The sequence below is a fragment of the Streptomyces sp. B21-105 genome (assembly GCF_036898465.1).
Taxonomy (GTDB): Bacteria; Actinomycetota; Actinomycetes; order Streptomycetales; family Streptomycetaceae; genus Streptomyces.
The window spans coordinates 2,127,902-2,153,415 of record NZ_JARUMJ010000001.1; the positions used below are offsets into that span (position 1 = coordinate 2,127,902).

Below are 25,514 nucleotides of genomic sequence, written 5' to 3' on the forward strand. Positions count from 1 at the left end.
CCGCCTCCGGTCAGCTCGCCCCGGACGGCGACCCCCCGAGGTTTTACGTATAACTGGTCCCGCCATACGTACCATGTGCGCTGTTCACCAGTCCAGACGAAGGAGCGACCCCAACGTGCCACGAGGCAGCACGCGCCCGACGAGCCGCGACGTCGCCCAGGCCGCCGGAGTCTCCCAGGCCGCCGTCTCCCTCGTCCTCGGCGACAAATGGCGCGGCCGCGTCTCCGCACCCACCGCCGAACGCGTACGCCAAGCCGCACACGAACTCGGCTACCGCCCCAACCTCGCCGCCCGCAACCTCCGCCTCGGCCACACCCGCACCGTCCTCCTCGTCGTCCCCGTCCTCACCACCGAATTCTTCGCCGGCGTCTACACCGGCGCCGCACGCATCGCCGCCGAACACGGCTTCGGCGTGGTCCTCTACCCCTCCCCCGAAGGCATCGGACCCGCCCGCTCCCCCTTCGCCTCCGCTCAAGCCGCCCTCGACGGCATCATCGCCTCCTCCATGGCCGCCGACGCCCTCACCACCCTCCGCGGCGACCAGCTCCCCCTCGTCATGCTCGACAGCGACCCCACCGCCAACCTCGGCGCCGCCACCGTCAACCTCGACATCACCGACGGCATACGCCAAATCGCCGACCACCTCCTCGGCCTCGGCCACCGCCACTTCCTCCACCTCGCCGCCGACGTACCCTCCTGGACCTTCCACATCCGCGCACGCGAACTCGCCACCCGCATCACCGCACAACCCGGCGCCACCCTGCGCACCACCACCACACCCGTCACCATCGACGGCGCCCTCGCCGCCACCGAAAGAGCCCTCCGCACCACCACCACGGACCCCCGCCCCACCGCCATCGTCTGCGACGACGACAAACTCGCCGCCGGCGCCTACAAAGCCCTACGCCGCCTCGGCCTGCACATCCCCCACGACATCTCCGTCACCGGCATCGACGACCTCGCCCTCGCCACCGCCCTCGACCCCGAACTCACCACCGTACGACTCGACGCCGAACTCTTCGGCGAACACGGCATGCACGCCCTCCTCGCCGTCCTGGAAGGCCGCACACCGAACGCCGGAGACATCCCCGTCCACCTCGTCGCCCGCGCCTCCACAGCCCCGCCCAGACCCTCCTGACACACCTCACGCCCCGACCGGGACACCGGCCGAGGCGTGAAAGAGGCGAACCACCCGAACAACGAGCGGCCACCCCACAAGAGCGCGGACCTACTCCTTGCCCACATCCTCGGAATCGTCCGAACTCTCCGCCTCCGTCGAAGCGCCGCCCGCCTCCAGCAGCCGCGCCAGCTGACGACCCACGATCCGCTTGAACTTACGCTGCTGCGGCCGCGTACGATCCAGCACCGCAACCTCCAGCCGCTCGGCCGGAATCTCCCGCTGCGTCCCGTTCGTGTCACGCGACAACGCCTGAACAGCCAGCTTCAGAGCCTCCGCCAGACTCATACCGTCCTGATGACGCTGATCCAGATAGCTGCCGATCTGCTCCGCGTTGCCACCCACCGCCACCGAACCGTGCTCGTCCACGATCGACCCGTCGTGCGGCAACCGGTAGATCTGGTCACCGTCCGGCGTGTCACCCACCTCGGCCACCACCAACTCCACCTCGTACGGCTTCTCACCCGCCGAAGAGAAGATCGTGCCCAACGTCTGGGCGTACACGTTCGCCAGACCACGCGCCGTCACATCATCACGGTCATAGGTGTAACCCCGCAGATCGGCATACCGCACACCACCGATCCGCAGATTCTCGTACTCGTTGTACTTGCCGGCGGCCGCGAAGCCGATCCGGTCATAGATCTCACTGAACTTGTGCAACGCACGCGACGGATTCTCACCGACGAACACGATGCCGTCGGCATACTGCAGCACCACCAGGCTGCGACCACGAGCGATGCCCTTACGCGCGTACTCCGCGCGGTCCGCCATCGCCTGCTGGGGTGAGACATAGAACGGAGTCGACACCGGTTATCCGTCCCTTTCTGTCGAAGTCACTGGATCACGCCGGACAAACACGCACCACGCCTACAAAAGCGAGGCACGCGGGCCGTCCGGCTGCTCCAGACGGCGCTCGAGGATCGAACGAGCGATACCCGACGACTCCTCATCGGTGAGCCTGCGGAACCCGTCCTCGGTGATCACCGTGACGATCGGATAGATCCGACGCGCCACATCGGGACCGCCCGTCGCCGAATCGTCGTCAGCCGCGTCGTACAGAGCCTGAACCACCAGCGTCGTCGCCTGCTCCTCCGACAGATCCTCCCGGTACAACTTCTTCATCGCCCCACGCGCGAAGATCGAACCCGAACCCGTCGCCGCGAAGTGATGCTCCTCCGAACGACCACCCGTCACGTCGTACGAGAAGATCCGACCCCGGTCCCGGTCCACATCGAACCCCGCGAACAACGGCACCACCGCCAGACCCTGCATCGCCATGCCCAGATTCGACCGGATCATCGTCGACAACCGGTTCGCCTTGCCCTCCAACGAGAGCTGCGCCCCCTCGACCTTCTCGAAGTGCTCCAGCTCCAGCTGGAACAGCTTCACCATCTCGACGGCCAGACCCGCGGTGCCGGCGATGCCGACGGCCGAGTACTCGTCCGCCGGGAACACCTTCTCGATGTCCCGCTGTGCGATGACGTTGCCCATCGTGGCCCGGCGGTCACCGGCGAGCACGACGCCCCCGGGGAAGGTCACGGCCACGATCGTCGTGCCGTGCGGGGCCTCGATCACACCCTGCGTCGGAGGCAGCTGCCGCTTGCCGGGCAGCATCTCCGGCTGGTGCTCGGACAGGAAGTCCATGAAGGACGAGGACCCAGGCGTCAGGAAGGCAGCTGGTAGACGCCCGGTGCTACGAGTGTTGGCTTCCACGCGATTCCTTCCACGTAAGCAGCAGCCCGCCTTATGGCATCGGGCCGATCCTTGAACTGCCCCAGCGCGGCGTTGCAGCTGAAGCACAGTACGCCTCGGACCCTACCCGTGTTGTGGCAGTGATCCACATGCTCGGCGGGAGCAGCAAGACAGATACAGCAGATGCCCTGCTGCTCCGCGACCATCGCGTCCAACTCGGCCGGACTCAGGCCGTACTTGCGCTGGAAGTAGCTGACTCTGTTCCGCTCGGCACGGCACGGCCGACAGTAGCTCGACCAGCCGTCCGAAGACGACTTGTTGCGCTCCCACTCGGCGTGCGGTTTGACCTGTTCGCACTGCGGGCACCGCTTGTGCCCGCGAGGAACAGGAACCTTCACACGGACCGTCATACCTTGGGCTTCCCGCCGCCGCCGGTAGTACTCCGCGGCGCATTCGCGGCAATTGGCCTGAAGGCTGTCAGGCCTGGAGCTGTTGCTCGCGAATGCGCCGACCGGACGGGACCGCTGACAGGCCGAGCATTTCTTCAGTTCCCGATCGTTCACGGATGTGACTACTGTCCACCTTTTTGGACAAATGACCTCACGAAATCCTCTGCGTTCTCCTCGAGGACATCGTCAATCTCGTCAAGAACCGAGTCGACGTCGTCGCTCAGCTTCTCCTGGCGTTCCTTGAGGTCCTCGGAGGCCTGCGTCTCCGCCGCCTGCTCCTCGACCTCTTCCGTGGAGCGCGTCGCCTTCTGCTGGCCGCCGCCGGTGTCCTTGGTCGCCATAACCCTCACCCCGCTCTTTCGCCCGATGTGGTCGACAGGTCGGCATTCCTGCCGATCGGTGATGATCAGACCCTACAAGCCGGGTCCGACATCGGCCCCGCAGTTGCGTCAACGCGTGGGGACCATCTCGATGATTCCCGGCCGGGGCGGTTTCCACCCCGCCGGGCGGATACCGTCCGGATAACCGTTCAGCCGCCCGAGAGGACCTTGACCAGGTCTTCTGCCGTGCGGCAGCGGTCCAGGAGCTCCTTGACGTGATTTCGCGTTCCGCGAAGGGGTTCGAGGGTTGGGACGCGCTGGAGCGAGTCCCGGCCCGGCAGATCGAAGATCACGGAGTCCCAGGAGGCCGCGGCGACGTCGTCGGCGTACTGCTCCAGACAGCGGCCGCGGAAGTAGGCGCGCGTGTCCTCCGGGGGCTTGCCGACGGCCCTCTCGACCTCGGACTCGTCCAGGAGCCGCTTCATGCGTCCGCGGGCCGCCAGGCGGTTGTAGAGGCCCTTCTCGGCCCGTACGTCGGCGTACTGGAGGTCGACGAGGTGGAGGCGGGCGGCGTCCCAGTCGAGGTCGTCGCGGCGCCGGTAGCCTTCCATGACCTCGCGTTTCGCGACCCAGTCCAGTTCGCCGGCGAGGCTCATGGGGTCGTTCTCGAGGCGGGTGAGGGTGTCCTCCCAGCGGGCGAGGACGTCCTTGGTCTGGTCGTCGGCGTCCGCGCCGAAGCGCTCCTCCACGTATTTGCGCGACAGCTCGAAGTACTCCATCTGCAGTTGGACGGCGGTGAGCGTGCGGCCGCTGCGGAGGGTGACGAGGCGCTTGAGGCTGGGGTCGTGCGAGACCTGGTGGAGGGTGCGCACGGGCTGGTCGACGGCGAGGTCGACGGCGATGAAGCCGTCCTCGATCATGGACAGGACGAGGGCGGTGGTGCCGAGTTTCAGGTAGGTCGAGATCTCGGAGAGGTTGGCGTCGCCGATGATCACGTGGAGGCGGCGGTATTTCTCGGCGTCGGCGTGCGGTTCGTCGCGGGTGTTGATGATGGGGCGTTTGAGTGTCGTCTCCAGGCCGACCTCGACCTCGAAGTAGTCGGCGCGCTGGCTGAGCTGGAAGCCGTGTTCGTGGCCGTCCTGGCCGATGCCGACGCGGCCGGCGCCGGCGAAGACCTGGCGGGAGACGAAGAAGGGCGTGAGGTGGCGCACGATGTCCGAGAAGGCGGTCTCGCGCTTCATCAGGTAGTTCTCGTGTGTGCCGTAGGAGGCGCCCTTGTTGTCGGTGTTGTTCTTGTAGAGGTGGATCGGCTGGGCGCCGGGAGTGCGGCGGCGCGTTCGGCGGCCTCGGCCATGATGCGTTCGCCGGCTTTGTCCCAGAGGACGGCGTCGCGGGGGTTGGTGACTTCCGGGGCGCTGTATTCGGGGTGTGCGTGGTCGACGTAGAGGCGTGCGCCGTTGGTGAGGATGACGTTGGCGAGGCCGATGTCCTCGTCGGTGAGCTGGCTGGAGTCGGCGACTTCGCGGGCGAGGTCGAAGCCTCGTGCGTCGCGCAGCGGGTTCTCCTCCTCGAAGTCCCATCGGGCTCGGCGGGCCCGGTGCATCGCCGCGGCGTAGGCGTTGACGATCTGGGACGAGGTGAGCATGGCATTGGCATTGGGGTGGCCGGGGACGGAGATGCCGTACTCCGTCTCGATGCCCATTACTCGCCGTACGGTCATGCGGCCCTCCTTGCCCGGCGGCACCCTCGGTCGTGGGCGCCGCTCAGATACCGGTGGTGCTCCGGTGCGTGTGCGGTGCCCGTCCCCGCAACTAGCGACCCGGCGGTACGGAAGAGCCTAGAACGCCTCTGCGCTGGTGGGGAGATCATTTGCGTCATTGCCTTGCTCCAGCCGTGGCCCGGAAAACAGTCGGCTGCGGGTGCCCGTGGTGGGCACCCGCAGCCGCCCTGTTTTTACAGGTACTGTCCGGTGTTTGCCACCGTGTCGATGGAGCGTCCGGTGTCTGCGCCTTGCTTTCCGGTGATGAGGGTGCGGATGTAGACGATCCGTTCGCCCTTCTTGCCGGAGATGCGGGCCCAGTCGTCGGGGTTGGTGGTGTTGGGGAGGTCTTCGTTCTCCTTGAACTCGTCCACGCATGCCTGGAGGAGGTGGGAGACGCGCAGGCCCTTCTGGTTCTTGTCGAGGAAGTCCTTGATGGCCATTTTCTTGGCGCGGCCGACGATGTTCTCGATCATGGCGCCGGAGTTGAAGTCCTTGAAGTAGAGGACTTCCTTGTCGCCGTTGGCGTAGGTGACTTCCAGGAAGCGGTTTTCCTCGGATTCGGCGTACATGTGTTCCACTGCCGTCTGGATCATGCTCTGGACGGTGGTGGTCTTGTCGCCGCCGTGTTCGCCGACGTCCTCGGAGTGCAGGGGGAGGCGTTCGGTGAGGTACTTCTGGAAGATGTCCTTGGCGGCTTCGGCGTCCGGGCGCTCGATCTTGATCTTCACGTCGAGGCGGCCGGGGCGCAGGATGGCGGGGTCGATCATGTCCTCGCGGTTGGAGGCGCCGATGACGACCACGTTCTGCAGGCCTTCGACGCCGTCGATCTCGGCCAGGAGCTGCGGGACGATGGTGTTCTCCACGTCGGAGCTGACGCCGGAGCCGCGGGTGCGGAAGAGGGATTCCATCTCGTCGAAGAAGACGATGACGGGGGTACCCTCGGAGGCCTTCTCCCTGGCGCGCTGGAAGACGAGGCGGATCTGCCGCTCGGTCTCGCCGACGTACTTGTTGAGGAGCTCGGGGCCTTTGATGTTGAGGAAGAAGCTCTTGCCGGTGGCCTGGCCGGTGACTTCGGCGACCTTCTTGGCCAGCGAGTTGGCGACGGCCTTGGCGATGAGCGTCTTGCCGCATCCTGGCGGTCCGTAGAGCAGGACGCCCTTGGGCGGGCGCAGCTCGTGCTCTTTGAAGAGGTCGGGGTAGAGGTAGGGGAGCTCGACGGCGTCGCGGATCATCTCGATCTGGCCGCCGAGGCCGCCGATCTGCTCGTAGCCGATGTCGGGGACCTCTTCGAGGACGAGTTCCTCGACCTCGCTCTTGGGGACGACTTCGTAGACGTATCCGGAGCGGGGTTCGAGCAGGAGGGCGTCGCCGGGGCGGATGACGACGTCGAGGAGTGGTTCGGCGAGCCTGACCACTCGTTCTTCGTCGGTGTGTCCCTGGACGAGGGCCCGTACGCCGTCCTCGAGGACCTCTTTGAGGGTGACGATGTCGCCGACGCTCTCGTACTCCATGGCCTCGACCACGTTGAGCGCTTCGTTGAGCATCACTTCCTGGCCGCGTCGGAGCTCTTCGAGCTCGACGCCGGGGCTGACGTTCACGCGGAGTTTGCGGCCTCCGGTGAAGATGTCGGCCGTGCCGTCCTCGTTCGCCGTGAGGAAGACGCCGAAGCCGGCCGGTGGCTGTGCGAGCCGGTCGACTTCTTCTTTGAGGGCCACGATCTGGTCGCGGGCCTCGCGGAGTGTGCCTGCGAGTCGCTCGTTCTGGGCGGACACGCCGGCCAGGTTGGTCTGCAGTTCGACGATCCGCTCTTCGAGAATCCTCGTGTGTCGCGGAGAGTCGGCGAGCTTGCGTCGCAGGACGGCGATCTCCTGCTCAAGGTAGGCAATCTGCCCGGACGGGTCGTCGGACCCTCGTCCCGGGCGGATGCCGCGGTTCATGTCGTCGTCGTGGGCTGCCACGGTCCTCACCTCCTCCAAGGGGAGCTGGACGCTTCCAGACCCTACCTGGGTGGGTGTCGATTGAAACCCCTAGATCACAAAGACTGTAGGGGTGTGTCCGATCTTCACCCTTGCGCTCTCCCTCACGCCAGGGGAATACCCACCGAACATGATTGGAAAGCGGCCGGGGGTAGGGTCGAAGTGTTCAACACCCGTCGGAGCCTGCATGGTTCCCCGGCGGTTCGACGATAAACGGCGGGAGTCATGGGCGTGCAGCAGGAGGCCGGTGTCGGCGGTGAGGCGCTGGAGGTCTGGATCGATCAGGATCTCTGTACCGGTGACGGGATCTGTGCGCAGTACGCGCCTGAGGTGTTCGAGCTGGACATCGACGGCCTGGCGTATGTGAAGGGCGCGGATGAGGAGCTGTTGCAGGCGGTGGGGGCTGCGGCGCCGGTTCCGCTGCCGTTGTTGACGGATGTGGTCGATTCGGCGCGGGAGTGTCCGGGTGACTGTATTCATGTGCGTCGGGTTTCGGACCGGGTGGAGGTGTTCGGTCCGGACGCGGAGTGAGGTGTCGGCTGCGGGCTGTGAGTGTTGTCTGATTTCTCACAGGGCGAACGGCGTGGTTCAGATGCTGCGGGCGCCTGCGGGGGCGGAGCGGATGAACTTGTCGTCCTTCCACTGCCAGCTGGCGCTGTCTTTCACGTCGGGGCAGCAACTGGGCACGTCGGGGGTGGAGTAGCCGAGGAGTGTGGCGAGGACGGTTCCGTCGGTGACGGTGAGGCCGGTGACGGTGTTGCGTGCTGTGGGGTCGATGAGGGTGGCGACTATGCGCGCGTGGGTGTGGCCGGGGTTGTGGGTGAGGACGTAGACGCCGTCGGGTGGGGTGCCCATGGGGGCGTCGCAGTGGACGACGGCGACGGTTTCGGGGGTGCCGTCGCCGTCGAGGTCGCCGCTGGCTTTTTTCACCACGAGGGCTTGTTGGGGGCCGCAGTCGAGGGGGAAGTCGACGTCTGCGGTGGAGGGGGCCGCGGTGGGGGCCGGTTTGGCGTCGGGGGTGGTGGCCTGGGCGGCGGTGGCGGGTTTGGGTTGCAGGAGCGAGAAAAGGGCGACGACGCCGGCGATGGCGGTGGCGGTCGCGACCCAGTGGATGGGCCGGGTGTGGGTGTGTGCCAGTTCCGGGACGTCGGGGTGCTGCACTAGGAGTTTCTCCTGCGGTGGCGGTGCCGGTGGGGGTGGGGGTTGGCCAGCATCGTGCCACACGACACAGGGTGGGGGAACGGCGGGGTGCGGGATTTCGGACGTGCGGAGGGGGTGGGGAGCGGGGTGGGGAACGTGCGTCGTGCACGCTCCGGCTCGGGGGGCAACGGGAAGGCGCCGTGGTCGAGTTCCGGTGGTGCTGGGGGAACTCGGGCACGGCGCCTTGTCGTTGGGCTGGGGTGGGGTGGCGCGGGCCGCCGGTCAGCGGCCGCTGCCTCCGTCGGCGTTGGGGCCGGTGTAGTCCTCGCCGTAGGCGCCCTTGGCGGGGCGGCGGCGGCGCATGGGCGGCTCGACGCCGTCGGCGAGGCGGCGGGCGGTGAGCAGGAAGCCGGTGTGGCCGATCATCCGGTGGTCCGGGCGGACGGCGAGGCCTTCCACGTGCCAGTTGCGGATCATCGATTCCCAGGAGGTGGGCTCGTTGAAGGAGCCGATCTCACGGATGGACTCGACGGTGCGGGCGAGCTGGGTGGTGGTGGCGACGTAGCAGCACAGGATGCCGCCGGGCACGAGTGCCTTCGAGACGGCTTCGAGGCATTCCCACGGGGCGAGCATGTCGAGGATGACGCGGTCGACGTCGGTGTCGGACAGGTTGTCCTGGAGGTCGCCGACGGTGAGCTGCCAGGCGGGGTGGGGGCCGCCGAAGTAGCGTTCCACGTTCTGCTGGGCGATCTCGGCGAAGTCCTCGCGGCGCTCGTAGGAGTGCAGCATGCCCTGGTCGCCGATGGCGCGCAGCAGGAAGCTGCTGAGCGAGCCGGAGCCGACGCCGGCCTCGACGACGCGGGCGCCGGGGAAGATGTCGGCGAAGGCGAGGATCTGTCCCGCGTCCTTGGGGTAGACGACGGCTGCCCCGCGGGGCATGGAGAGGACGTAGTCGGGGAGCAGGGGGCGCAGCGCGAGGTAGGCGACGTTCCCGGTGGTGCGGACCACGCTGCCCTCGGGTGCGCCGATCAGTTCGTCGTGCGGGAAGGAACCCTTGTGGGTGTGGAAGTTCTTCCCGGCTTCGAGCGTGAACGTGTAGTGACGGCCCTTGGGGTCGGTCAGCTGAACCTGGTCCCCGACCTTGAAGGGCCCGCGCCTGCGGGCGGCACCGGTCGGTTCGGACATGTGACCAGCCTACCGGCGTTTGGTGGGGTCGCCGACCATCGGGGGTGTGTGCGGCGGCTGGGGAGGTGGTCAGTTGGGGCGGGCCATGGCTTTGACGAAGGCGCGTTCGACGTCGGCGGCGGAGAGTACGCCGAAGATCTCTCCGGTTTCCTCGACGACGAGGTATTCGGTGGCGGGGGTGGCGCGCAGGACGTCGAGGAGGTCTTCGCCGGCGAGTTCGGCGGAGACGCGCATGCCGTCGCTGAGGTCCTGGGCGAGGCCGCTGACGGCGACCCAGGGGCGGCGGTGTTCGGGGACGCCGACGATGGCGGCTTCCCGGACGAGGGAGAGCGGTTCGCCGTTGGCGTCGACGACGACGAGGGCGCGGGCGCCGGCGTCGTTGGCGCGGCGGAGGGCTTCGGAGAGGGGGGTGTGGGATTCGACGGGGACGGCGCGTCGGGTGAGGGTGCGGGCGCGGAGTTCGGGGAGGTGTTCGCGCAGGCGGGCCATGCGCAGGCTGTTGCCGGCGCCGGTCCAGATGATCGCGGCGAGGATGGCGGCGAGCAGGGCGTCGGTGACGGTGTCCATGCCGACGCTGTCTTCGGCGCCTGAGCCGAGGGCGCCCGACTGGGTGAGGAGGGGCAGGCCGATGAGGACGGAGACGGCGAGCGCGCGGCCGACCCAGGCGGCGGCGACGGTGCCGCTCATGGGCTTGCCGGTGATCTTCCAGACGACGGCGCGGAGCATGCGGCCGCCGTCGAGGGGGAGGCCGGGCAGGAGGTTGAAGATCGCCACGATGAGGTTGGAGATCATCAGGCCGGCGACGAGGACGCCGGGGACCGTGCCGGGTTCGACGGTTTTCATGGCGAGGTAGAACACGCCGGCCAGGGCGAGGGAGAGGAGGGGGCCGACGAAGGCGAGCCAGAACTCGCGGCCGGGCGTCTCGGCTTCCTTCTCGATCTCGGAGACGCCGCCGAAGAACTGGAGCTGGATGCGGCGGACGGGGAGTTTGAAGCGGAGGGCGGCGATGGTGTGGGCGAGTTCGTGGATGAGGACGGAGGCGTAGAAGGCGACTGCGAAGAAGAGGGAGACGAGGTAGCGGGCGGCGCCGAGTTCGGGGAGGACGCGGTCGAGCTGGCCGCCGAAGACCCAGGTGATGAGGGCGGCGACGAGGAACCAGCTGGGGGCGACGTAGACGGGGACGCCGAAGGGCCTGCCCATGAGGATGCCGCCGCGGGGCTGCTCCTGCGGGCGCTGGGGCGGGGGGCCCTTGGGGAGGGCGGAGGGTGCGGGGGGTGTGGCGTCGGCTTCGGGCCTGGCTTGGGCTGCGGTTTCGCTCCCGGCTCCGGCTTCGGGCCTGGCGCCGGCTTCTGCGGCGTGGTGGCCGTTGGGGGCGTCGGCCTCGTCACCGGCGGCCTTGTCCACCGAGGCCTTGTCCACCGCGGGCTCGTCCACCGCGGGCTCGTCCACCGCGGGCTCGTCCACCGCGGGCTCGTCCACTGCGGGCTCGTCGGCGTCGGCTGTGTTGTCGTCGGTGGCCCTGTCCGCTCCGGGCCGGCCGGTTCCGGTGTCGGGCTTGCCGCCGGTGGCGGTGACCGGGGTGAGGGTGGGGTCCGTTTCGGGGGTGTGGCTGTCGTCGTGGGGGGCCGGTTGCGGCTGGTGGGCGTCCGTGGGGTCGGCGGCCCGGGGCTCGCTCGGCTGGACGTCGTCGGCCGCGGACGCAGGTGTCGCGGGGTGCTCGGCCGACTGTTCGCTGTCCGGCCGCGGCCGCCCGCTCGCGCCGCTTTCCACCACGGTGTCCCCTCGATCGAAGCATCTCCGGCCCGTGACGGGCGGGAGGGTCTGTGACCGATGGTATGCGGCGGTCGTGCGGTGTTCCGCCCGGCACCCCCTTGTGTTTTCGGGCTTGTGGGTGACTGTCAGTGCTGGGCCGTAAGGTCTTGGGTCATGGAGAGCAGCAGCGAGGGCGTCGTCCGGGCGGGCGACGGCGGTGTGGTGGAGGAGCCGTCGGGCACGGGCGCGGCCGGGCCGAAGGGGGCGGCGGCGGGGGTTGTCGCGGCGGCTCCTGCGTCGCTGTCGCCGTCGCGGGCGGGGGATTTCATGCAGTGTCCGCTGCTGTACCGGTTCCGGGTGATCGACCGGCTGCCGGAGAAGCCGAGTCCGGCGGCGACGAAGGGGACGCTGGTGCACGCCGTCCTGGAGCGGTTGTTCGACGCGCCGGCGGCGGAGCGGACGGCGGCGGGGGCGAAGTCGTTGATCCCGGGGCAGTGGGACCGGCTGCGCGAGACGCGGCCGGAGGTGGCGGAGCTGTTCGCCGACGATCCGGAGGGCGAGCGGTTCGCCGGCTGGCTGGCGGAGGCGGAGCGGCTGGTCGAGCGCTGGTTCACGCTGGAGGATCCGACGCGGCTCGAGCCGGCCGAGCGGGAGCTGTTCGTGGAGGCGGAGCTGGAGTCGGGGCTGCGGCTTCGCGGGATCATCGACCGGGTCGACGTGGCGCCGACGGGTGAGGTGCGGATCGTCGACTACAAGACGGGCAAGGCTCCGCGCCCGGAGTACGCCGAGGGCGCGCTGTTCCAGATGAAGTTCTACGCGCTGGTCGTGTGGCGGTTGAAGAACGTCGTGCCCCGGCGGCTGCAGCTGGTGTACCTGGGCAGCGGGGACGTGCTGACGTACGACCCGGTCCTGGCGGATCTGGAGGGTGTGGAGCGCAAGCTGCTCGCGTTGTGGGAGGCGATCCGGGAGGCGACGCGGACCGGCGAGTGGCGGCCCCGGCCGACGAAGCTGTGCGGTTGGTGCGATCACCGGGCGCACTGTCCGGAGTTCGGCGGTACTCCCCCGCCGTATCCGCTGCCGGTGACGCTCGAGGTGCCGGCGCCGGTGAGGGCGGCCGCGTCGGAGGATGGGGCGCAGGGCAGAATGGGGCCGGGCTAGAGAAGGAGATCCACGTGGCCATCCGCGTCCTACTGGTCGACGACCAGCCGCTGTTGCGCACGGGCTTCCGGATGATTCTGGAGGCCGAGCAGGACATCGCGGTCGTCGGCGAGGCCGGAGACGGCCTGCAGGCCATCGACCAGGTGCGGGCGTTGCAGCCCGATGTGGTGCTGATGGACATCCGCATGCCGCGGATGGACGGGGTGGAGGCGACCCGGCAGATCACCGGTCCGGGGCGGGACGGTCCGGCGAAGGTGCTGGTGCTGACCACGTTCGATCTGGACGAGTACGTGGTGGAGGCGCTGCGGGCGGGGGCCAGCGGGTTCCTGTTGAAGGACGCCCCGGCCAATGAGCTGGTGCAGGCGATCCGGGTGGTGGCTTCCGGTGAGGCCATGCTGGCGCCGAGCATCACGCGTCGGCTGCTCGACAAGTACGCCACGCATCTGCCGTCGGGCGAGGAGCCGGTGCCGGACACGCTGCACACGCTGACCGACCGGGAGGTGGAGGTGCTGAAGCTGGTGGCGCGCGGGTTGTCGAACGCCGAGATCGCCGCCGATCTGTTCGTGAGCGAGACGACGGTGAAGACGCATGTCGGGCATGTGCTGACGAAGCTGGGGCTGCGGGACCGGGTGCAGGCCGCGGTGTACGCGTATGAGAGCGGTCTGGTGCGTCCGGGCGCCCAGTAGGCGCGCGGGAGCCGGCCGGAGCCCGCGGTGTACGGGTCCGGCGGCGTTGCACGGGTACAACGGCGAAGGGCGTCCCACCTCCGGGGCGCCCTTCGCTGTCGTGCGCGGACTCGTCGTGCGCGGGGCTCGGTGCGCGGGGGCTCAGCTCTTGCTGAGTTCCCAGAAGCGGAACACGGTGGAGGCGTCCAGGCAGTTCTGCAGGCCGTAGACGTTCTCTCCGACGACGGCGTACTGCTTGCCCTGCCAGACGGGCAGGAGGGGGACCTGTGCGGCGACGATGTTCTGCAGTCGGCCGTAGTCGGTGTCGGTGGCGCCGCGGTCGCTCTGTGCGGCGGTGCGCGGGATGAGCGTCCCGGTGATCGTCTCGTCGGTGTAGTGGTTGCTCAGCACGTTGTCCTCGCCGAAGAAGGGCGAGGTGAAGTTGTCGGCGTCCGGGTAGTCGGGCACCCAGCCCTTGACGTAGACGCCGTACTTGCCGGCGGCGATGTCCTTCTCGTACTGGCCGAAGGCCACGGACTCGACGTCGGCGTCGAACAGGCCGCTGGCGTTGAGCTGGGCCGCGACGGCCTTGAGTTCCTGGTCGGTGGACGGGCCGTAGCGGGACGGGGTCGACCAGAGGGTGAGCCGCACCTTGTCGGTGATGCCGTCCGCGGCGAGTGCGGCGGCGGCGTCGGTGCGGGAGGGCCGGGCGCCGTAGCGGTCGAAGAAGGCGGTGTTGTGGCCCGCGATGCCTGCCGGGATGATCGAGTAGAGCGGGTCGGCGGTGCCCTGGTAGACGTTCTTGATGAGTGCTTCGCGGTCGATGAGGTGGGCGATGGCCCGCCGGACGCCGAGCTTTCCGGCGACGGGGTCGTCCATGTTGAAGACGAGGTGCTGGACTTCCGCGCTGCTGCCCTCGACGACCTCGGCGCGGGCGTCGGTGCTCTGCTGGATGTCGGCGATGTCGGCGGCGGTCAGGCCCCGGTAGGCGATGTCGACGTCGCCGTCGAGCAGGGCCTTCTTGAGGGCCTTCTGGTCACCGCTGAAGAACTTGAGGGTGACGCCGGTGTTCCGGGCGTCGCCGGCGGTGCCCCGGTAGTGGTCGTTGACGGAGAAGACGGCTTCGTCGTCGCTGAAGGAGTCGAGCGTGTAGGGGCCGGAGCCGACGGCTTCGCCGTCCTCGCGCAGGCCGTCGGTGTCGTACTGCCGGTGGTCGACGATGGAGCCGGCGCCCGAGGCGATCTTGCTGGGGAAGGTGGCGTCGGGGGTCTTGAGCTTGAAGACGACGGTTTTGGCGTCGGGTGTCTCGATCGCGTCGAGCGTGGAGAACATGATCGCCGGTCCGGCGGCGTCGTTGATCTTCAGCATGCGGTCGAAGGAGAACTTGACGTCCTTCGAGGTGAGCGGGTCGCCGTTGCTGAACTTCAGGTCGTCCTTCAGGGTGCAGCTGTAGACCTGGGTCCGGGTGTCGGTGAAACGGCACTCGCGGGCGGCGTCGGGTTCGGGTTCGGTGGCGCCCTTGGGGAAGCTCAGCAGTGACTGGAAGACGTTGTTGAACAGCAGCCAGGAGCCGGGGTCGTAGCCGGAGGCGGGGTCCGTGGCCAGGACCTCGTCGGACATGCCGAGGACCACCGCGGAGGCGTCGCCCCCCGCGCCCCCGCCCTGGGTGCCGCAGCCGGTCAGCAGGCCTAAGGCCAGCCCCGTCATGATCGGCAGGACTGGCCTTTGGTTGCGCAGGTTCACGTAGTGCCTTGTCGTCGTGTTCTCGTCGCGCCGGAGCCCCGGTCCGGGCCCCGGGCAGGGGGCATGGGACAGGGGGCTCGTCAGCTGCTCGCGCCGCGGCCGAGCTCCCACAGCTGCAGGGTCGCGGAGGAGTTCAGCGCGTACGCCGTGCCCGTGACGTCGTTGTCGGCGGCGACGTACTGCTTGCCCTGCCACAGCGGCAGGATCGGGACGTCCTTGGCGACGACGTCCTGGATCTCCGTCAGGCTCTTGGTGGCGTTCTGGCGGTCGGCCTCGCGGCGGGAGGACGGGATCAGGGTGTCGATGATGTCGCTGTTGCTGTACGGCGACTTGAGGAAGTTGTCCTTGTCGAGGAACGGGGCGACGAAGTTGTCGGCGTCGGGGAAGTCGGGGAACCAGCCCATGCCCCAGACGGCGTACTCGCCCTTGCGTTCGGCCGGGACGAAGGCGTCCCAGGCGGTGCCCTTGATGGTGACGTCGAACAGGCCGCTGTCGTTGAGCTGCTTCTGCAGCACCTCGAACTCCTGCTTGGTGGCCGGACCGTAGTGGTCGGTCGTGTAGTTCAGCGTCACCTTCACCGGCTTGGTGATGTCCGCGTCGGCCAGCAGGGCCTTGGCCTTGCCGACGTTGGGATCGCCGTAGGTGTTGACGAACGAGTTGGAGTGACCGGTGAGGCCGGCCGGGACGAGCGAGTAGAGGGGTTCGGCCTGGGAGCCGTACACCTTGGACACCAACTCGCCGCGGTTGATGATCTGGGCCATGGCCTGGCGGACGGCCTTGGACTTGACGGCCGGGTCCGTGGTGTTGAACGCGAGGTAGCGGATCTCGAGGCCGTTCAGTTCGACCAGGTCGATGTCTCCGCCGGCGGGTGCCTCGGAGAGCTTCTTGATCTGCTCCGGCGACATGGTGCGGGTCATGAGGTCGATGTCGCCCTTTTCGAGGGCGGTGCCCATGGCGTCGGCGTCCTTGTAGGACACCATGTCGACCTCGTCGTTGTTCACCTTCAGCGTCCCCTTGTAGTGGGGGTTCTTGGTGAACACGGCCTTGGTCATCTCGTCGCCGTCGGTGTCGGCCTTGAGGACGTAGGGGCCGGATCCGTCGACCGCGAAGCCGTCGCGCAGCTTGCCCTTGTCGTAGTCGTCGGGGTTGACGATGCCGGCGACCGGGGTCGACAGCTTGAAGGGGAAGGTGGCGTCGGCGGTCTTGAGGTGGAAGATGACTTCGTTGTCGCCCTGCGTTTCGATGGTGTCGATGGTGGACAGCAGGGCGAACACGCCGGAGTCGGCCTTGATGGCACGGGCGCGCTCGATGGAGAACTTGACGTCGTCGGCCGTGACGTCGTCGCCGTCGGCGAACTTCAGGCCGCTGCGCAGCTTGCAGGCGTAGCGTTCGTTGCCGGTGTCGGTGAAGCCGCAGCTCTCGGCGGCCTCGGGGACGGGGTCGCCGTCACCCTTGGGCTGGATCATCAGGGTCTGCACGGTCTGGCGCAGGATGTTCCAGGTGCCGACGTCGTAGGAGTAGGCCGGGTCGAGCGGGGCCGGGGCTTCCTTGGTGACGGTGAACCGGTCGGTGGTGCCCACGACGATGGCGTCGCCGCTGCCGCTGCCGCTGCCGGACCCTCCGCAGGCGGCGAGCACGGGCGCGAGCAGACTGACCACGGCCGGCAGCACCAAAGTCTTGCGGTTCATGCTCGAGTTTCTCCAGAGCTGTCGGTCCGTGTATCCGGCATGCAGGGGTGGCGCTGCGGATCACGGGGGAAGGCGATGTTCTCGCGACGAGATTAGTCGGCGTCGGCAGGAGGGTTCGCAGCCACCGGAGTTGAAAGCCCATCACGCAGCGAAACCGGCTGTGGACGCACTGAGCAGCCGTCTACGGAAGGATTCGTACAGCCGCTTACCAATCGGGACACAAGGACGCCCGAGGGCCCCTCAGGCGCGGCCGTGATGCATACGGAGAGTCATCTGTCGAGCCCCGTTCGGGTGGGGAACGTCACAGCCTGGCGGGGTTCGGGGCAGGTGGAATTCAGCCGTCGCGGAGCTTCCGGTGAAGATCCGAATTGCGTGTGGCGCACATCCGCCGAATTCTTGGTTATCGGCGGTGCACGCTGGGTGAAGGCCGCTGCATTTCCGTCATCGGCCGATCACGAATGGTCGTCGCAGTGATCAGTTGAGCGGCATCAGGCCGCGCAGAAAAGACAGGTCGACCTGTTCGAGCGAGGAGACGACGGTGCGTCGTGCCGCGGGGGCGATGGGCGCCACGGACGGCACCGCGACCACGTGGCAGCCCGCCGCCTCGGCCGAGGCGACACCCGTCGCGGTGTCCTCGACGACCGCGCATCGCGTGGGGTCCACGCCGAGTCCGGCGGCGGCGAGCAGGTAGGGGTCGGGGTGCGGCTTGGTGTGGGCGACCTCGTCGCCGGCGACGCTGAGGCGGAAGTGCTCGACGCCGAGCGAGGCGATGACGCGGTCGATGATGCGCCGGTGGGAGGCGGAGACGAGGGCGGTGGGCACCTCGTGCTCGGTCAGCTCGGCGAGCAGCCGGGCCGCTCCCGGCATCAGCGGCAGGGCGCGGGTGATGCGGTCCTCGAACCCCTGGTTGAGCAGGCCGGTGAGTTCGCCGACGGTGACGTCGGCTCCGGTGGCCTCGATCAGGAACCCGGTGCTCCGGCTCATCGGGCCGCCGACCACGACATGGCGCCAGGAGTCGTCGAGGGTGTGTCCGAGTGCGGCGAAGACCTCGACCTCGACGTCCCACCAGAAGCCCTCGGTGTCCACCAGGGTGCCGTCCATGTCGAGGAGCACGGCCTGCAGGGCGGAGCCCTCGGCCGTGCGGGTCACTGGCGCGGGAACCGTACTGGTCATCCGCGTACCTCCTTGAGGGACGAGCAGGCCGGTTCCCGCTGTGGGGAACCGGCCTGCAGTGGACCGACCAGTGTACGACTTATCGGATCAGTGCGCCGGGCGGCACGCTCACGTCACCGGGCGTTGAAGTACTTCGCCTCGGGGTGGTGGATCACGATGGCGTCCGTGGACTGCTCGGGGTGGAGCTGGAACTCCTCGGACAGGTGGACGCCGATCCGCTCGGGCTGGAGCAGCTCGGCGATCTTGGCGCGGTCCTCCAGGTCGGGGCAGGCGCCGTAGCCGAGGGAGAAGCGGGCGCCGCGGTACTTCAGGGCGAACATGTCCTCGACGTCGGCGGGGTCCTCGCCGGCGAAGCCGAGTTCGGAGCGCACGCGCGCGTGCCAGTACTCGGCGAGGGCCTCGGCCAGTTGCACGGACAGGCCGTGCAGTTCGAGGTAGTCGCGGTAGGAGTTCGACGCGAACAGCTTGGCCGTCTCCTCGCCGATGCGCGAGCCGACGGTGACGACCTGGAGGCCGACCACGTCGGTCTCCCCCGACTCCTCCGGGCGGAAGAAGTCGGCCAGGCAGAGGCGGCGGCCGCGGCGCTGGCGGGGGAAGGTGAAGCGGGTGCGTTCGTTGCCCTGTTCGTCCAGGATGATCAGGTCGTCGTCCTTGGAGACGCAGGGGAAGTAGCCGTAGACGACGGCGGCCTCGAGGAGGTTGTCGGTCTGCAGCTTGTCGAGCAGGCCGCGCAGCCGGGGCCGGCCCTCGGTCTCGACGAGTTCCTCGTAGGTCGGCCCGTCGCCGGTGCGGGCCTGCTTGAGGCCCCACTGGCCCTTGAAGAGGGCGCCTTCGTCCAGCCAGGAGGCGTACTCCTTGAGCTGGATGCCCTTGATGACGCGGGTGCCCTCGAAGGGCGGCTTGGGCACGGGGTTGTCGGTGGCGACGTCGGAGCGGACGTGGCCTTCCTCGGGGTGCTCCTCGACCTCGACGGGGGCGGCGCTCGCGCGTACCCGGCGTTGCCTGAGTTCGGGCAGTTTCGCGCCGGGCACGCCCCGCTTGACGCCGATCAGGGCGTCCATGAGGCGCAGGCCCTCGAAGGCGTCGCGGGCGTAGCGGACCTCGCCCCCGTAGATCTCGTGCAGGTCCTGCTCGACGTAGGCCCGGGTGAGGGCGGCGCCGCCGAGGATGACGGGGTAGTCCGCCGCGAGTCCGCGTTGGTTGAGCTCCTCGAGGTTCTCCTTCATGATCACCGTGGATTTGACCAGCAGGCCGGACATGCCGATGACGTCGGCGCGGTGTTCGGCGGCGGCGTCGAGGATCGCGGAGACCGGCTGTTTGATGCCGAGGTTGACGACGTTGTAGCCGTTGTTGGACAGGATGATGTCGACGAGGTTCTTGCCGATGTCGTGGACGTCGCCGCGGACGGTGGCGAGGACGATGGTGCCCTTGCCGTCGTCGTCGGACTTCTCCATGTGCGGCTCGAGGTGGGCCACGGCCGCCTTCATGACCTCGGCGGACTGCAGGACGAACGGCAGCTGCATCTGGCCGGAGCCGAACAGCTCGCCGACGACCTTCATGCCGTCCAGCAGGGTGTCGTTGACGATCTCCAGGGCCGGCCGGGTGAGCAGTGCCTCGTCGAGGTCCGTCTCGAGGCCGTTGCGCTCGCCGTCGATGATGCGCCGCTTGAGGCGTTCTTCCAGGGGGAGCGCGGCGAGTTCCTCGGCCCGGCCGGCCTTGAGGGACTTGGCGGTGGCGCCCTCGAAGAGCTGCATGAGCTTTTGGAGGGGGTCGTAGCCCTCGGCGCGCCGGTCGTGGATCAGGTCGAGGGCGGTCTGCACCTCCTCCTCGCTGAAGCGGGCGATGGGCAGGATCTTGGAGGCGTGGACGATCGCGGAGTCCAGGCCCGCCTTGACGCACTCGTCGAGGAAGACGGAGTTCAGAAGGATACGGGCGGCCGGGTTGAGGCCGAAGGAGATGTTCGACAGGCCGAGGGTGGTCTGCACGTCGGGGTGACGGCGCTTGAGTTCACGGATCGCCTCGATGGTGGCGACGCCGTCGCCCCGGGACTCCTCCTGGCCGGTGCAGATGGTGAAGGTCAGGGTGTCGATGAGGATGTCCGACTCGAGGATGCCCCAGTTGCCGGTGAGGTCTGCGATGAGCCGTTCGGCGATCTCGACCTTCTTCTCGGGGGTGCGGGCCTGGCCCACCTCGTCGATGGTCAGCGCGATCAGCGCCGCGCCGTGCTCCTGGGCCAGCTTGGTGACCTTGGCGAAGCGGGACTCGGGGCCGTCGCCGTCCTCGTAGTTGACAGAGTTGATCACCGCGCGGCCGCCGAGCTTCTCCAGGCCGGCCCGGATCACGTCGACCTCGGTGGAGTCCAGGACGATCGGCAGGGTGGAGGCGGTGGCGAAGCGGCCGGCGAGTTCCTCCATGTCGGCGACGCCGTCACGGCCGACGTAGTCCACGCACAGGTCGAGCAGGTGTGCACCCTCACGGATCTGCTCGCGGGCCATCTCCACGCAGTCGTCCCAGCGGCCGGCCAGCATGGCCTCGCGGAACTTCTTGGATCCGTTGGCGTTGGTGCGCTCGCCGATCGCCAGGTAGGAGGTGTCCTGGCGGAAGGGGACGGTCTGGTAGAGGGAGGCGGCGCCGGGCTCGGGGCGGGGGCTGCGTTCGGCGGGCTCGAGGCCGTGGACGCGTTCGACGACCTGGCGCAGGTGCTCGGGGGTGGTGCCGCAGCAGCCGCCGATGAGGTTCAGCCCGTAGTCGCGGACGAAGTTCTCCTGGGCGTCGGCCAGGCCTTCGGCGTCGAGCGGGAAGTGGGCGCCGTCCTTGGTGAGGATCGGCAGTCCGGCGTTCGGCATGCACAGCAGCGGGGTGCGGGAGTGCCGGGCGAGGTAGCGCAGGTGTTCGCTCATCTCGGCGGGGCCGGTGGAGCAGTTCAGGCCGATCATGTCGATGCCGAGCGGTTCCAGCGCGGTGAGCGCGGCGCCGATCTCGGAGCCGAGCAGCATGGTGCCGGTCGTCTCGAACGCCATGGAGACCAGCAGGGGCACGTCGGCGCCGGTCGCCTCCATCGCGCGCTTGGCGCCGAGGATCGACGACTTCGTCTGGAGGAGGTCCTGGGTGGTCTCGACGATCAGGGCGTCGGCGCCGCCGGCGAGCAGGCCTTCGGCGTTGGCCTGGAAGCCGTCGCGAAGGGTGCCATAGCCGATGTGGCCGAGAGTGGGCAGTTTGGTGCCGGGGCCGATCGAGCCGAGAACCCAGCGGGTGCGTCCGTCGCGGGCGGCGAAGGCGTCGGCGGTCTCGCGGGCGATGCGGGCGCCGGCTTCGGACAGTTCGTGCACCCGCTCGGCGATGTCGTACTCGGCCATGGCGGAGTGGTTCGCGCCGAAGGTGTTGGTCTCGACGCAGTCCACGCCGACGGCGAAGTACTCCTCGTGCACGGAGCGGACGATGTCGGGGCGGGTGATGTTGAGGACCTCGTTGCAGCCCTCGAGGTCCTCGAAGTCCGCGAGGGTGGGCTCCTGGGCCTGGAGCATGGTGCCCATGGCTCCGTCGGCCACCACGACACGGGTGGCCAGGGCCTCTCGGAGCGCGGACACACGGGTCCGGCTGTCGGCGGAAGGGGTCGGCGGCACAGAGGCCATGAAAGGGCTCCCTCAGATGCGACGGCTGTCGGCTTTGCGCCATCCCGGGATGCGTGGAGCTGGGACTTCCCGAGGAGCGCGCACGCCGTCAGGGTAGCCGGGACGGAGGCCTTATGGTCAGGGGCGTCCACGGGGCGGACGGGTGAGGCGGCGGGGCGGGGGCCCTGCCACGGGGGGTTCGGCGGGGGTCACGGCCGTGCGACGGCCTTGCTGCTTCCGGGGGACGGACGGCGGAACACGTGTCGACCGACCATTGGCGGGAGGTCGGCATGGACCGGTAGTGTTCGACATTGCCGAACGGTGGCAGTGGATGCCGCCTACAGGCGGTCCGATGGGGACGGAGGCAGGAGGGCGATGGCGCGGAACATCCAGTCGGTCGAACGTGCGGCCGCGATGCTGCGGCTGCTCGCGGGCGGCGAGCGGCGGCTCGGCCTGTCGGACATCGCCTCGTCCACGGGTTTGGCCAAGGGCACCGCCCACGGCATCCTGCGCACCCTCCAGCAGGAGGGCTTCGTCGAGCAGGACGACGCGTCCGGTCGCTATCAGCTGGGCGCGGAGCTGCTGCGTCTGGGCACCACCTATCTGGACGTGCACGAGCTACGCGCGCGTGCCCTGGTCTGGACGGACGACCTCGCCCGCTCCAGCGGCGAGAGCGTGCACCTGGGGGTGCTGCATCAGCAGGGCGTGCTGATCGTGCACCACGTCTTCCGGCCGGACGACAGCCGGCAGGTGCTGGAGATCGGGGCGATGCAGCCGTTGCACTCCACGGCTCTGGGCAAGGTGCTGTCGGCCTACGACCCGGTCGCGCACAGCGAGGCCCTGGAAGCCGAGCGCAAGCCCTACACGGACCGCACGGTGTGCGACGCGGAGATGTTCGAGCACATCCTCGACATGACCCGCGCGCGCGGGTACGCGGCGGACGTGGAGGAGACCTGGGAGGGCGTCGCGTCGATCGCCGCGCCCATCCACGACCGGCGGCGCATGCCCGTCGGCGCGGTCGGCGTGACCGGCGCCGTAGAGCGGCTGGCCCGGGACGGCGAGCTGCGTCCGGAGCTGATCGCCGCGGTGCGCGACTGTGCCCGCGCGGTGTCGCGGGACCTTGGCGGCGGGCGTTTCTGAGCCGTTTCGCGGCCGCCGCTCCTCAACGGACACCGGCAAGACCCGGCCGGGACGTCGGACGGCGTTCCGGCCCGTGCCGTGCCCCAGCCCCGGTGCCCGCCCCTCCCCCTGCACAGCCCCTGCCCTGTCCTACGCGAAAGCCGTCCCGAGCGCCTGAAGCGGACATCGGGGGCGAGTGTGTGCGCACCCACGCGAAGATCGACGACTCATCGACGACTCGTCGGCGACTCGCATCGATCAATAACGATCGCGTTTTCAATAACAGCACCCTTGACGCACACCTGACCGCCGGGCAAGACTCCCGTCCATCGGTCGACATTGTCGAACACCTGACGGCAATACGCGCTAAGGTGTGACAACGCCAAAGGCCGGCATCGCTCTCACCCCCGAGGGCGCTCGAACCCCCGGCGGGACCCGGGGTTCGGCTTCCCTGGACGAAGGACAAAGGAGTCGCGGGTGTCCAGCTCCGACATCTTCATCGGCGAGACCATCGGTACCGCCATACTCATCCTGCTCGGCGGCGGCGTCTGCGCCGCCGTGACGCTGAAGGCCTCCAAGGCCCGCAACGCCGGCTGGCTCGCCATCACCTTCGGGTGGGGTTTCGCCGTTCTGACGGCCGTCTACACCTCGGCGCCCCTCTCCGGCGCCCACCTCAACCCGGCGGTCACCCTCGCACTCGCGATCAAGGACGACGACTGGAGCAACGTTCCGGTCTACTGGGCCGGACAGCTGCTCGGCGCCGCGATCGGCGCCACCCTGGTCTGGATCGCCTACTACGGCCAGTTCCACGCGCACCTCACCGACAGGGACATAGTCGGCGGTCCGGACGCGCAGTCGACCGAGGGCAAGGCCGTAGAGGCGCAGGAGCCGGGCGCGGGCCCCGTCCTGGGCGTCTTCTCCACCGGCCCGGAGGTCCGCGTCGTCTGGCAGAACCTGGCCACGGAGATCATCGGCACGATCGTGCTTGTCCTCGCCGTCCTCACGCAGGGCCTGAACGACAAGGGCAACGGCCTCGGGAACCTCGGCGCGCTGATCACCGCGCTCGTCGTGGTGTCGATCGGCCTCTCTCTCGGCGGCCCCACCGGCTACGCGATCAACCCGGCCCGCGACCTCGGTCCGCGCATCGTGCATGCCCTCCTGCCCCTGCCCAACAAGGGCGGCTCCGACTGGAGCTACGCCTGGATCCCGGTGGCCGGTCCGCTGATCGGCGGTGCGATCGCCGCAGGCATCTACAACGTCGCCTTTGCTTAAGAGCACCAGCTGCACCAGCTGCACCGCGTACTCGGCAGCGCCGTACAGACAGCCTCTTGTCCACGCAAACCCCAGGAGCACTCAGTGACCGACGCGCACACCGCCGGCCCCTTCATCGCCGCCATCGACCAGGGGACCACCTCCTCGCGCTGCATCGTCTTCGACCGGGACGGCCGGATCGTCTCCGTCGACCAGAAGGAACACGAGCAGATCTTCCCGAAGCCGGGCTGGGTCGAGCACGACGCCGACGAGATCTGGACCAACGTCCAGGAAGTCGTCGCCGGAGCCATCGACAAGGCCGGCATCACCCGTGACGACATCAAGGCCATCGGCATCACCAACCAGCGTGAGACCACGCTGCTGTGGGACAAGAACACCGGCCGGCCCGTCCACAACGCCATCGTCTGGCAGGACACCCGCACCGACGCCCTCTGCCGTGAGCTCGGCCGCAACGTCGGCCAGGACCGCTTCCGCCGGGAGACGGGCCTGCCGCTGGCCTCCTACTTCGCCGGCCCCAAGGCCCGCTGGCTGCTCGACAACGTCGAGGGCCTGCGCGAGCGCGCCGAGGCGGGCGACATCCTCTTCGGCACCATGGACAGCTGGGTCATCTGGAACCTGACCGGTGGCGTGGACGGCGGCAAGCACTACACCGACGTCACCAACGCCTCCCGCACCATGCTGATGAACCTCCACACCCTGGAGTGGGACGCCAAGATCGCCGAGTCCATCGGCGTCCCGCTGGCGATGCTGCCCGAGATCCGCTCCTCCGCCGAGGTCTACGGCGAGGTCAGCGGCGGCAGGCTCGGCGACCTGCTCGGCGGCATCCCGGTCGCCTCCGCGCTCGGCGACCAGCAGGCGGCCCTGTTCGGCCAGACCTGCTTCGCCGAGGGCGAGGCCAAGTCGACGTACGGCACCGGCACGTTCATGCTGCTGAACACCGGCGAGAAGATCATCAACTCGTACTCCGGCCTGCTGACCACCGTCGGCTACCGCATCGGCGACCAGAAGCCGGTCTACGCCCTCGAGGGCTCGATCGCCGTCACCGGTTCGCTGGTGCAGTGGATGCGCGACCAGATGGGCCTGATCTCCACCGCCGCCGAGATCGAGACGCTCGCGCTCTCCGTCGAGGACAACGGCGGCGCCTACTTCGTGCCGGCCTTCTCCGGACTGTTCGCCCCCTACTGGCGCTCCGACGCCCGCGGTGTGATCGCCGGCCTCACCCGGTACGTCACCAAGGCGCACCTCGCGCGCGCCGTCCTGGAGGCCACGGCCTGGCAGACCCGCGAGATCACCGACGCCATGACGAAGGACTCCGGCGTCGAGCTCGCGGCCCTCAAGGTCGACGGCGGCATGACCTCCAACAACCTGCTGATGCAGACCCTCTCGGACTTCCTGGACGCGCCCGTGGTGCGCCCGATGGTCGCCGAGACGACCTGCCTCGGCGCCGCCTACGCCGCCGGCCTCGCCGTCGGCTTCTGGACCAACACCGACGACCTGCGCGCCAACTGGCGACGGGCCGCCGAGTGGACCCCCCGCATGGACGCGGAGACCCGCGACCGTGAGTACAAGAGCTGGCTCAAGGCCGTCGAGCGGACCATGGGCTGGCTCGAGGACGAGGAGTAAGAACCCCAC

The 25,514-nt window shown here is 68.8% G+C and carries 19 protein-coding genes and 1 pseudogene; 7 read left to right on the forward strand and 13 right to left on the reverse strand.

The features are described from left to right. The first annotated feature begins 115 nt into the window (after positions 1-115). Positions 116-1,138: a LacI family DNA-binding transcriptional regulator gene (locus QA802_RS09580; RefSeq protein ID WP_334519994.1), complete on the forward strand. Its 1,023-nt coding sequence runs from the start codon at positions 116-118 to the stop codon at positions 1,136-1,138. A 90-nt stretch (positions 1,139-1,228) separates the two neighbouring features. On the opposite strand, the gene prcA is transcribed toward QA802_RS09580, so the two are convergent. The 6 genes and pseudogenes from prcA to arc all read right to left on the reverse strand — a co-directional run bounded on the left by prcA (position 1,229) and on the right by arc (position 7,358). Continuing rightward, positions 1,229-1,984, reverse strand: coding sequence for a proteasome subunit alpha (gene prcA, locus QA802_RS09585; RefSeq protein ID WP_334519997.1), 756 nt, complete (start codon positions 1,982-1,984; stop codon positions 1,229-1,231). 60 nt (positions 1,985-2,044) lie between these two features. Next, entirely contained in the window at positions 2,045-2,890 is an 846-nt protein-coding gene (prcB, locus tag QA802_RS09590; RefSeq protein ID WP_334520000.1) for a proteasome subunit beta, read from the reverse strand. Further along, on the reverse strand, positions 2,842-3,432 hold the full coding sequence (locus tag QA802_RS09595) for an endonuclease VII domain-containing protein (RefSeq protein WP_334520003.1): 591 nt from the start codon (positions 3,430-3,432) through the stop codon (positions 2,842-2,844). Before QA802_RS09595 ends, prcB begins: the two co-directional genes overlap by 49 nt. An 8-nt stretch (positions 3,433-3,440) precedes the next feature. Continuing rightward, positions 3,441-3,659: a ubiquitin-like protein Pup gene (locus tag QA802_RS09600; RefSeq protein WP_019757212.1), complete on the reverse strand. Its 219-nt coding sequence runs from the start codon at positions 3,657-3,659 to the stop codon at positions 3,441-3,443. Positions 3,660-3,847: 188 nt separating this feature from the next. Then, a pseudogene (gene dop / locus QA802_RS09605) lies at positions 3,848-5,358 on the reverse strand (depupylase/deamidase Dop). A gap of 233 nt (positions 5,359-5,591) precedes the next feature. Further along, positions 5,592-7,358: a proteasome ATPase gene (gene arc, locus QA802_RS09610; RefSeq protein ID WP_057579618.1), complete on the reverse strand. Its 1,767-nt coding sequence runs from the start codon at positions 7,356-7,358 to the stop codon at positions 5,592-5,594. Between the two features lie 243 nt (positions 7,359-7,601). Between arc and QA802_RS09615 the strand changes: the two genes are divergently transcribed. Further along, on the forward strand, positions 7,602-7,907 hold the full coding sequence (locus tag QA802_RS09615) for a ferredoxin (protein ID WP_319166183.1): 306 nt from the start codon (positions 7,602-7,604) through the stop codon (positions 7,905-7,907). Positions 7,908-7,964: 57 nt separating this feature from the next. On the opposite strand, the gene QA802_RS09620 is transcribed toward QA802_RS09615, so the two are convergent. The 3 genes from QA802_RS09620 to QA802_RS09630 form a co-directional block, all read right to left on the reverse strand. Further along, positions 7,965-8,537 carry a hypothetical protein gene (locus tag QA802_RS09620; protein ID WP_334520021.1) on the reverse strand — a complete coding sequence of 191 codons (573 nt, stop codon included), beginning with the start codon at positions 8,535-8,537 and terminating at the stop codon, positions 7,965-7,967. A gap of 261 nt (positions 8,538-8,798) precedes the next feature. Then, positions 8,799-9,701, reverse strand: a complete 903-nt coding sequence (locus tag QA802_RS09625; protein WP_046261810.1) for a tRNA (adenine-N1)-methyltransferase — start codon at positions 9,699-9,701, stop codon at positions 8,799-8,801. Between the two features lie 69 nt (positions 9,702-9,770). Then, positions 9,771-11,474 (reverse strand): site-2 protease family protein, encoded by a 1,704-nt coding sequence (locus QA802_RS09630; protein WP_334520024.1) that lies wholly within the window; start codon positions 11,472-11,474, stop codon positions 9,771-9,773. Between the two features lie 153 nt (positions 11,475-11,627). Here QA802_RS09630 and QA802_RS09635 point away from each other — a divergent pair, with 153 nt between their 5' ends. Together QA802_RS09635 and QA802_RS09640 are read left to right on the forward strand one after the other, a co-directional pair. Further along, positions 11,628-12,611 carry a RecB family exonuclease gene (locus tag QA802_RS09635; RefSeq protein ID WP_334520027.1) on the forward strand — a complete coding sequence of 328 codons (984 nt, stop codon included), beginning with the start codon at positions 11,628-11,630 and terminating at the stop codon, positions 12,609-12,611. A gap of 14 nt (positions 12,612-12,625) precedes the next feature. Beyond that, positions 12,626-13,297 (forward strand): response regulator, encoded by a 672-nt coding sequence (locus QA802_RS09640; RefSeq protein ID WP_107444863.1) that lies wholly within the window; start codon positions 12,626-12,628, stop codon positions 13,295-13,297. Positions 13,298-13,438: 141 nt separating this feature from the next. Here QA802_RS09640 and QA802_RS09645 read toward each other — a convergent pair whose 3' ends face one another. The 4 genes from QA802_RS09645 to metH all read right to left on the reverse strand — a co-directional run bounded on the left by QA802_RS09645 (position 13,439) and on the right by metH (position 21,512). Then, entirely contained in the window at positions 13,439-15,019 is a 1,581-nt protein-coding gene (locus QA802_RS09645; protein WP_334520031.1) for an ABC transporter substrate-binding protein, read from the reverse strand. 80 nt (positions 15,020-15,099) lie between these two features. After that, positions 15,100-16,707, reverse strand: a complete 1,608-nt coding sequence (locus QA802_RS09650) for an ABC transporter substrate-binding protein (protein WP_334520034.1) — start codon at positions 16,705-16,707, stop codon at positions 15,100-15,102. Between the two features lie 474 nt (positions 16,708-17,181). After that, positions 17,182-17,880: an HAD family hydrolase gene (locus tag QA802_RS09655; protein WP_334520036.1), complete on the reverse strand. Its 699-nt coding sequence runs from the start codon at positions 17,878-17,880 to the stop codon at positions 17,182-17,184. 113 nt (positions 17,881-17,993) lie between these two features. After that, positions 17,994-21,512 carry a methionine synthase gene (metH, locus tag QA802_RS09660; RefSeq protein WP_334520038.1) on the reverse strand — a complete coding sequence of 1,173 codons (3,519 nt, stop codon included), beginning with the start codon at positions 21,510-21,512 and terminating at the stop codon, positions 17,994-17,996. Between the two features lie 354 nt (positions 21,513-21,866). Here metH and QA802_RS09665 point away from each other — a divergent pair, with 354 nt between their 5' ends. The 3 genes from QA802_RS09665 (at position 21,867) to glpK (ending at position 25,505) form a co-directional block, all read left to right on the forward strand. After that, positions 21,867-22,631, forward strand: coding sequence for an IclR family transcriptional regulator (locus QA802_RS09665; RefSeq protein ID WP_334520040.1), 765 nt, complete (start codon positions 21,867-21,869; stop codon positions 22,629-22,631). Between the two features lie 456 nt (positions 22,632-23,087). Next, positions 23,088-23,882 carry an MIP/aquaporin family protein gene (locus tag QA802_RS09670; protein ID WP_334520042.1) on the forward strand — a complete coding sequence of 265 codons (795 nt, stop codon included), beginning with the start codon at positions 23,088-23,090 and terminating at the stop codon, positions 23,880-23,882. 84 nt (positions 23,883-23,966) lie between these two features. Then, a complete protein-coding gene (glpK, locus tag QA802_RS09675) occupies positions 23,967-25,505 on the forward strand; it encodes a glycerol kinase GlpK (RefSeq protein WP_334520044.1) in 1,539 nt (512 codons plus the stop codon). The last annotated feature ends 9 nt before the right edge of the window (positions 25,506-25,514 follow it).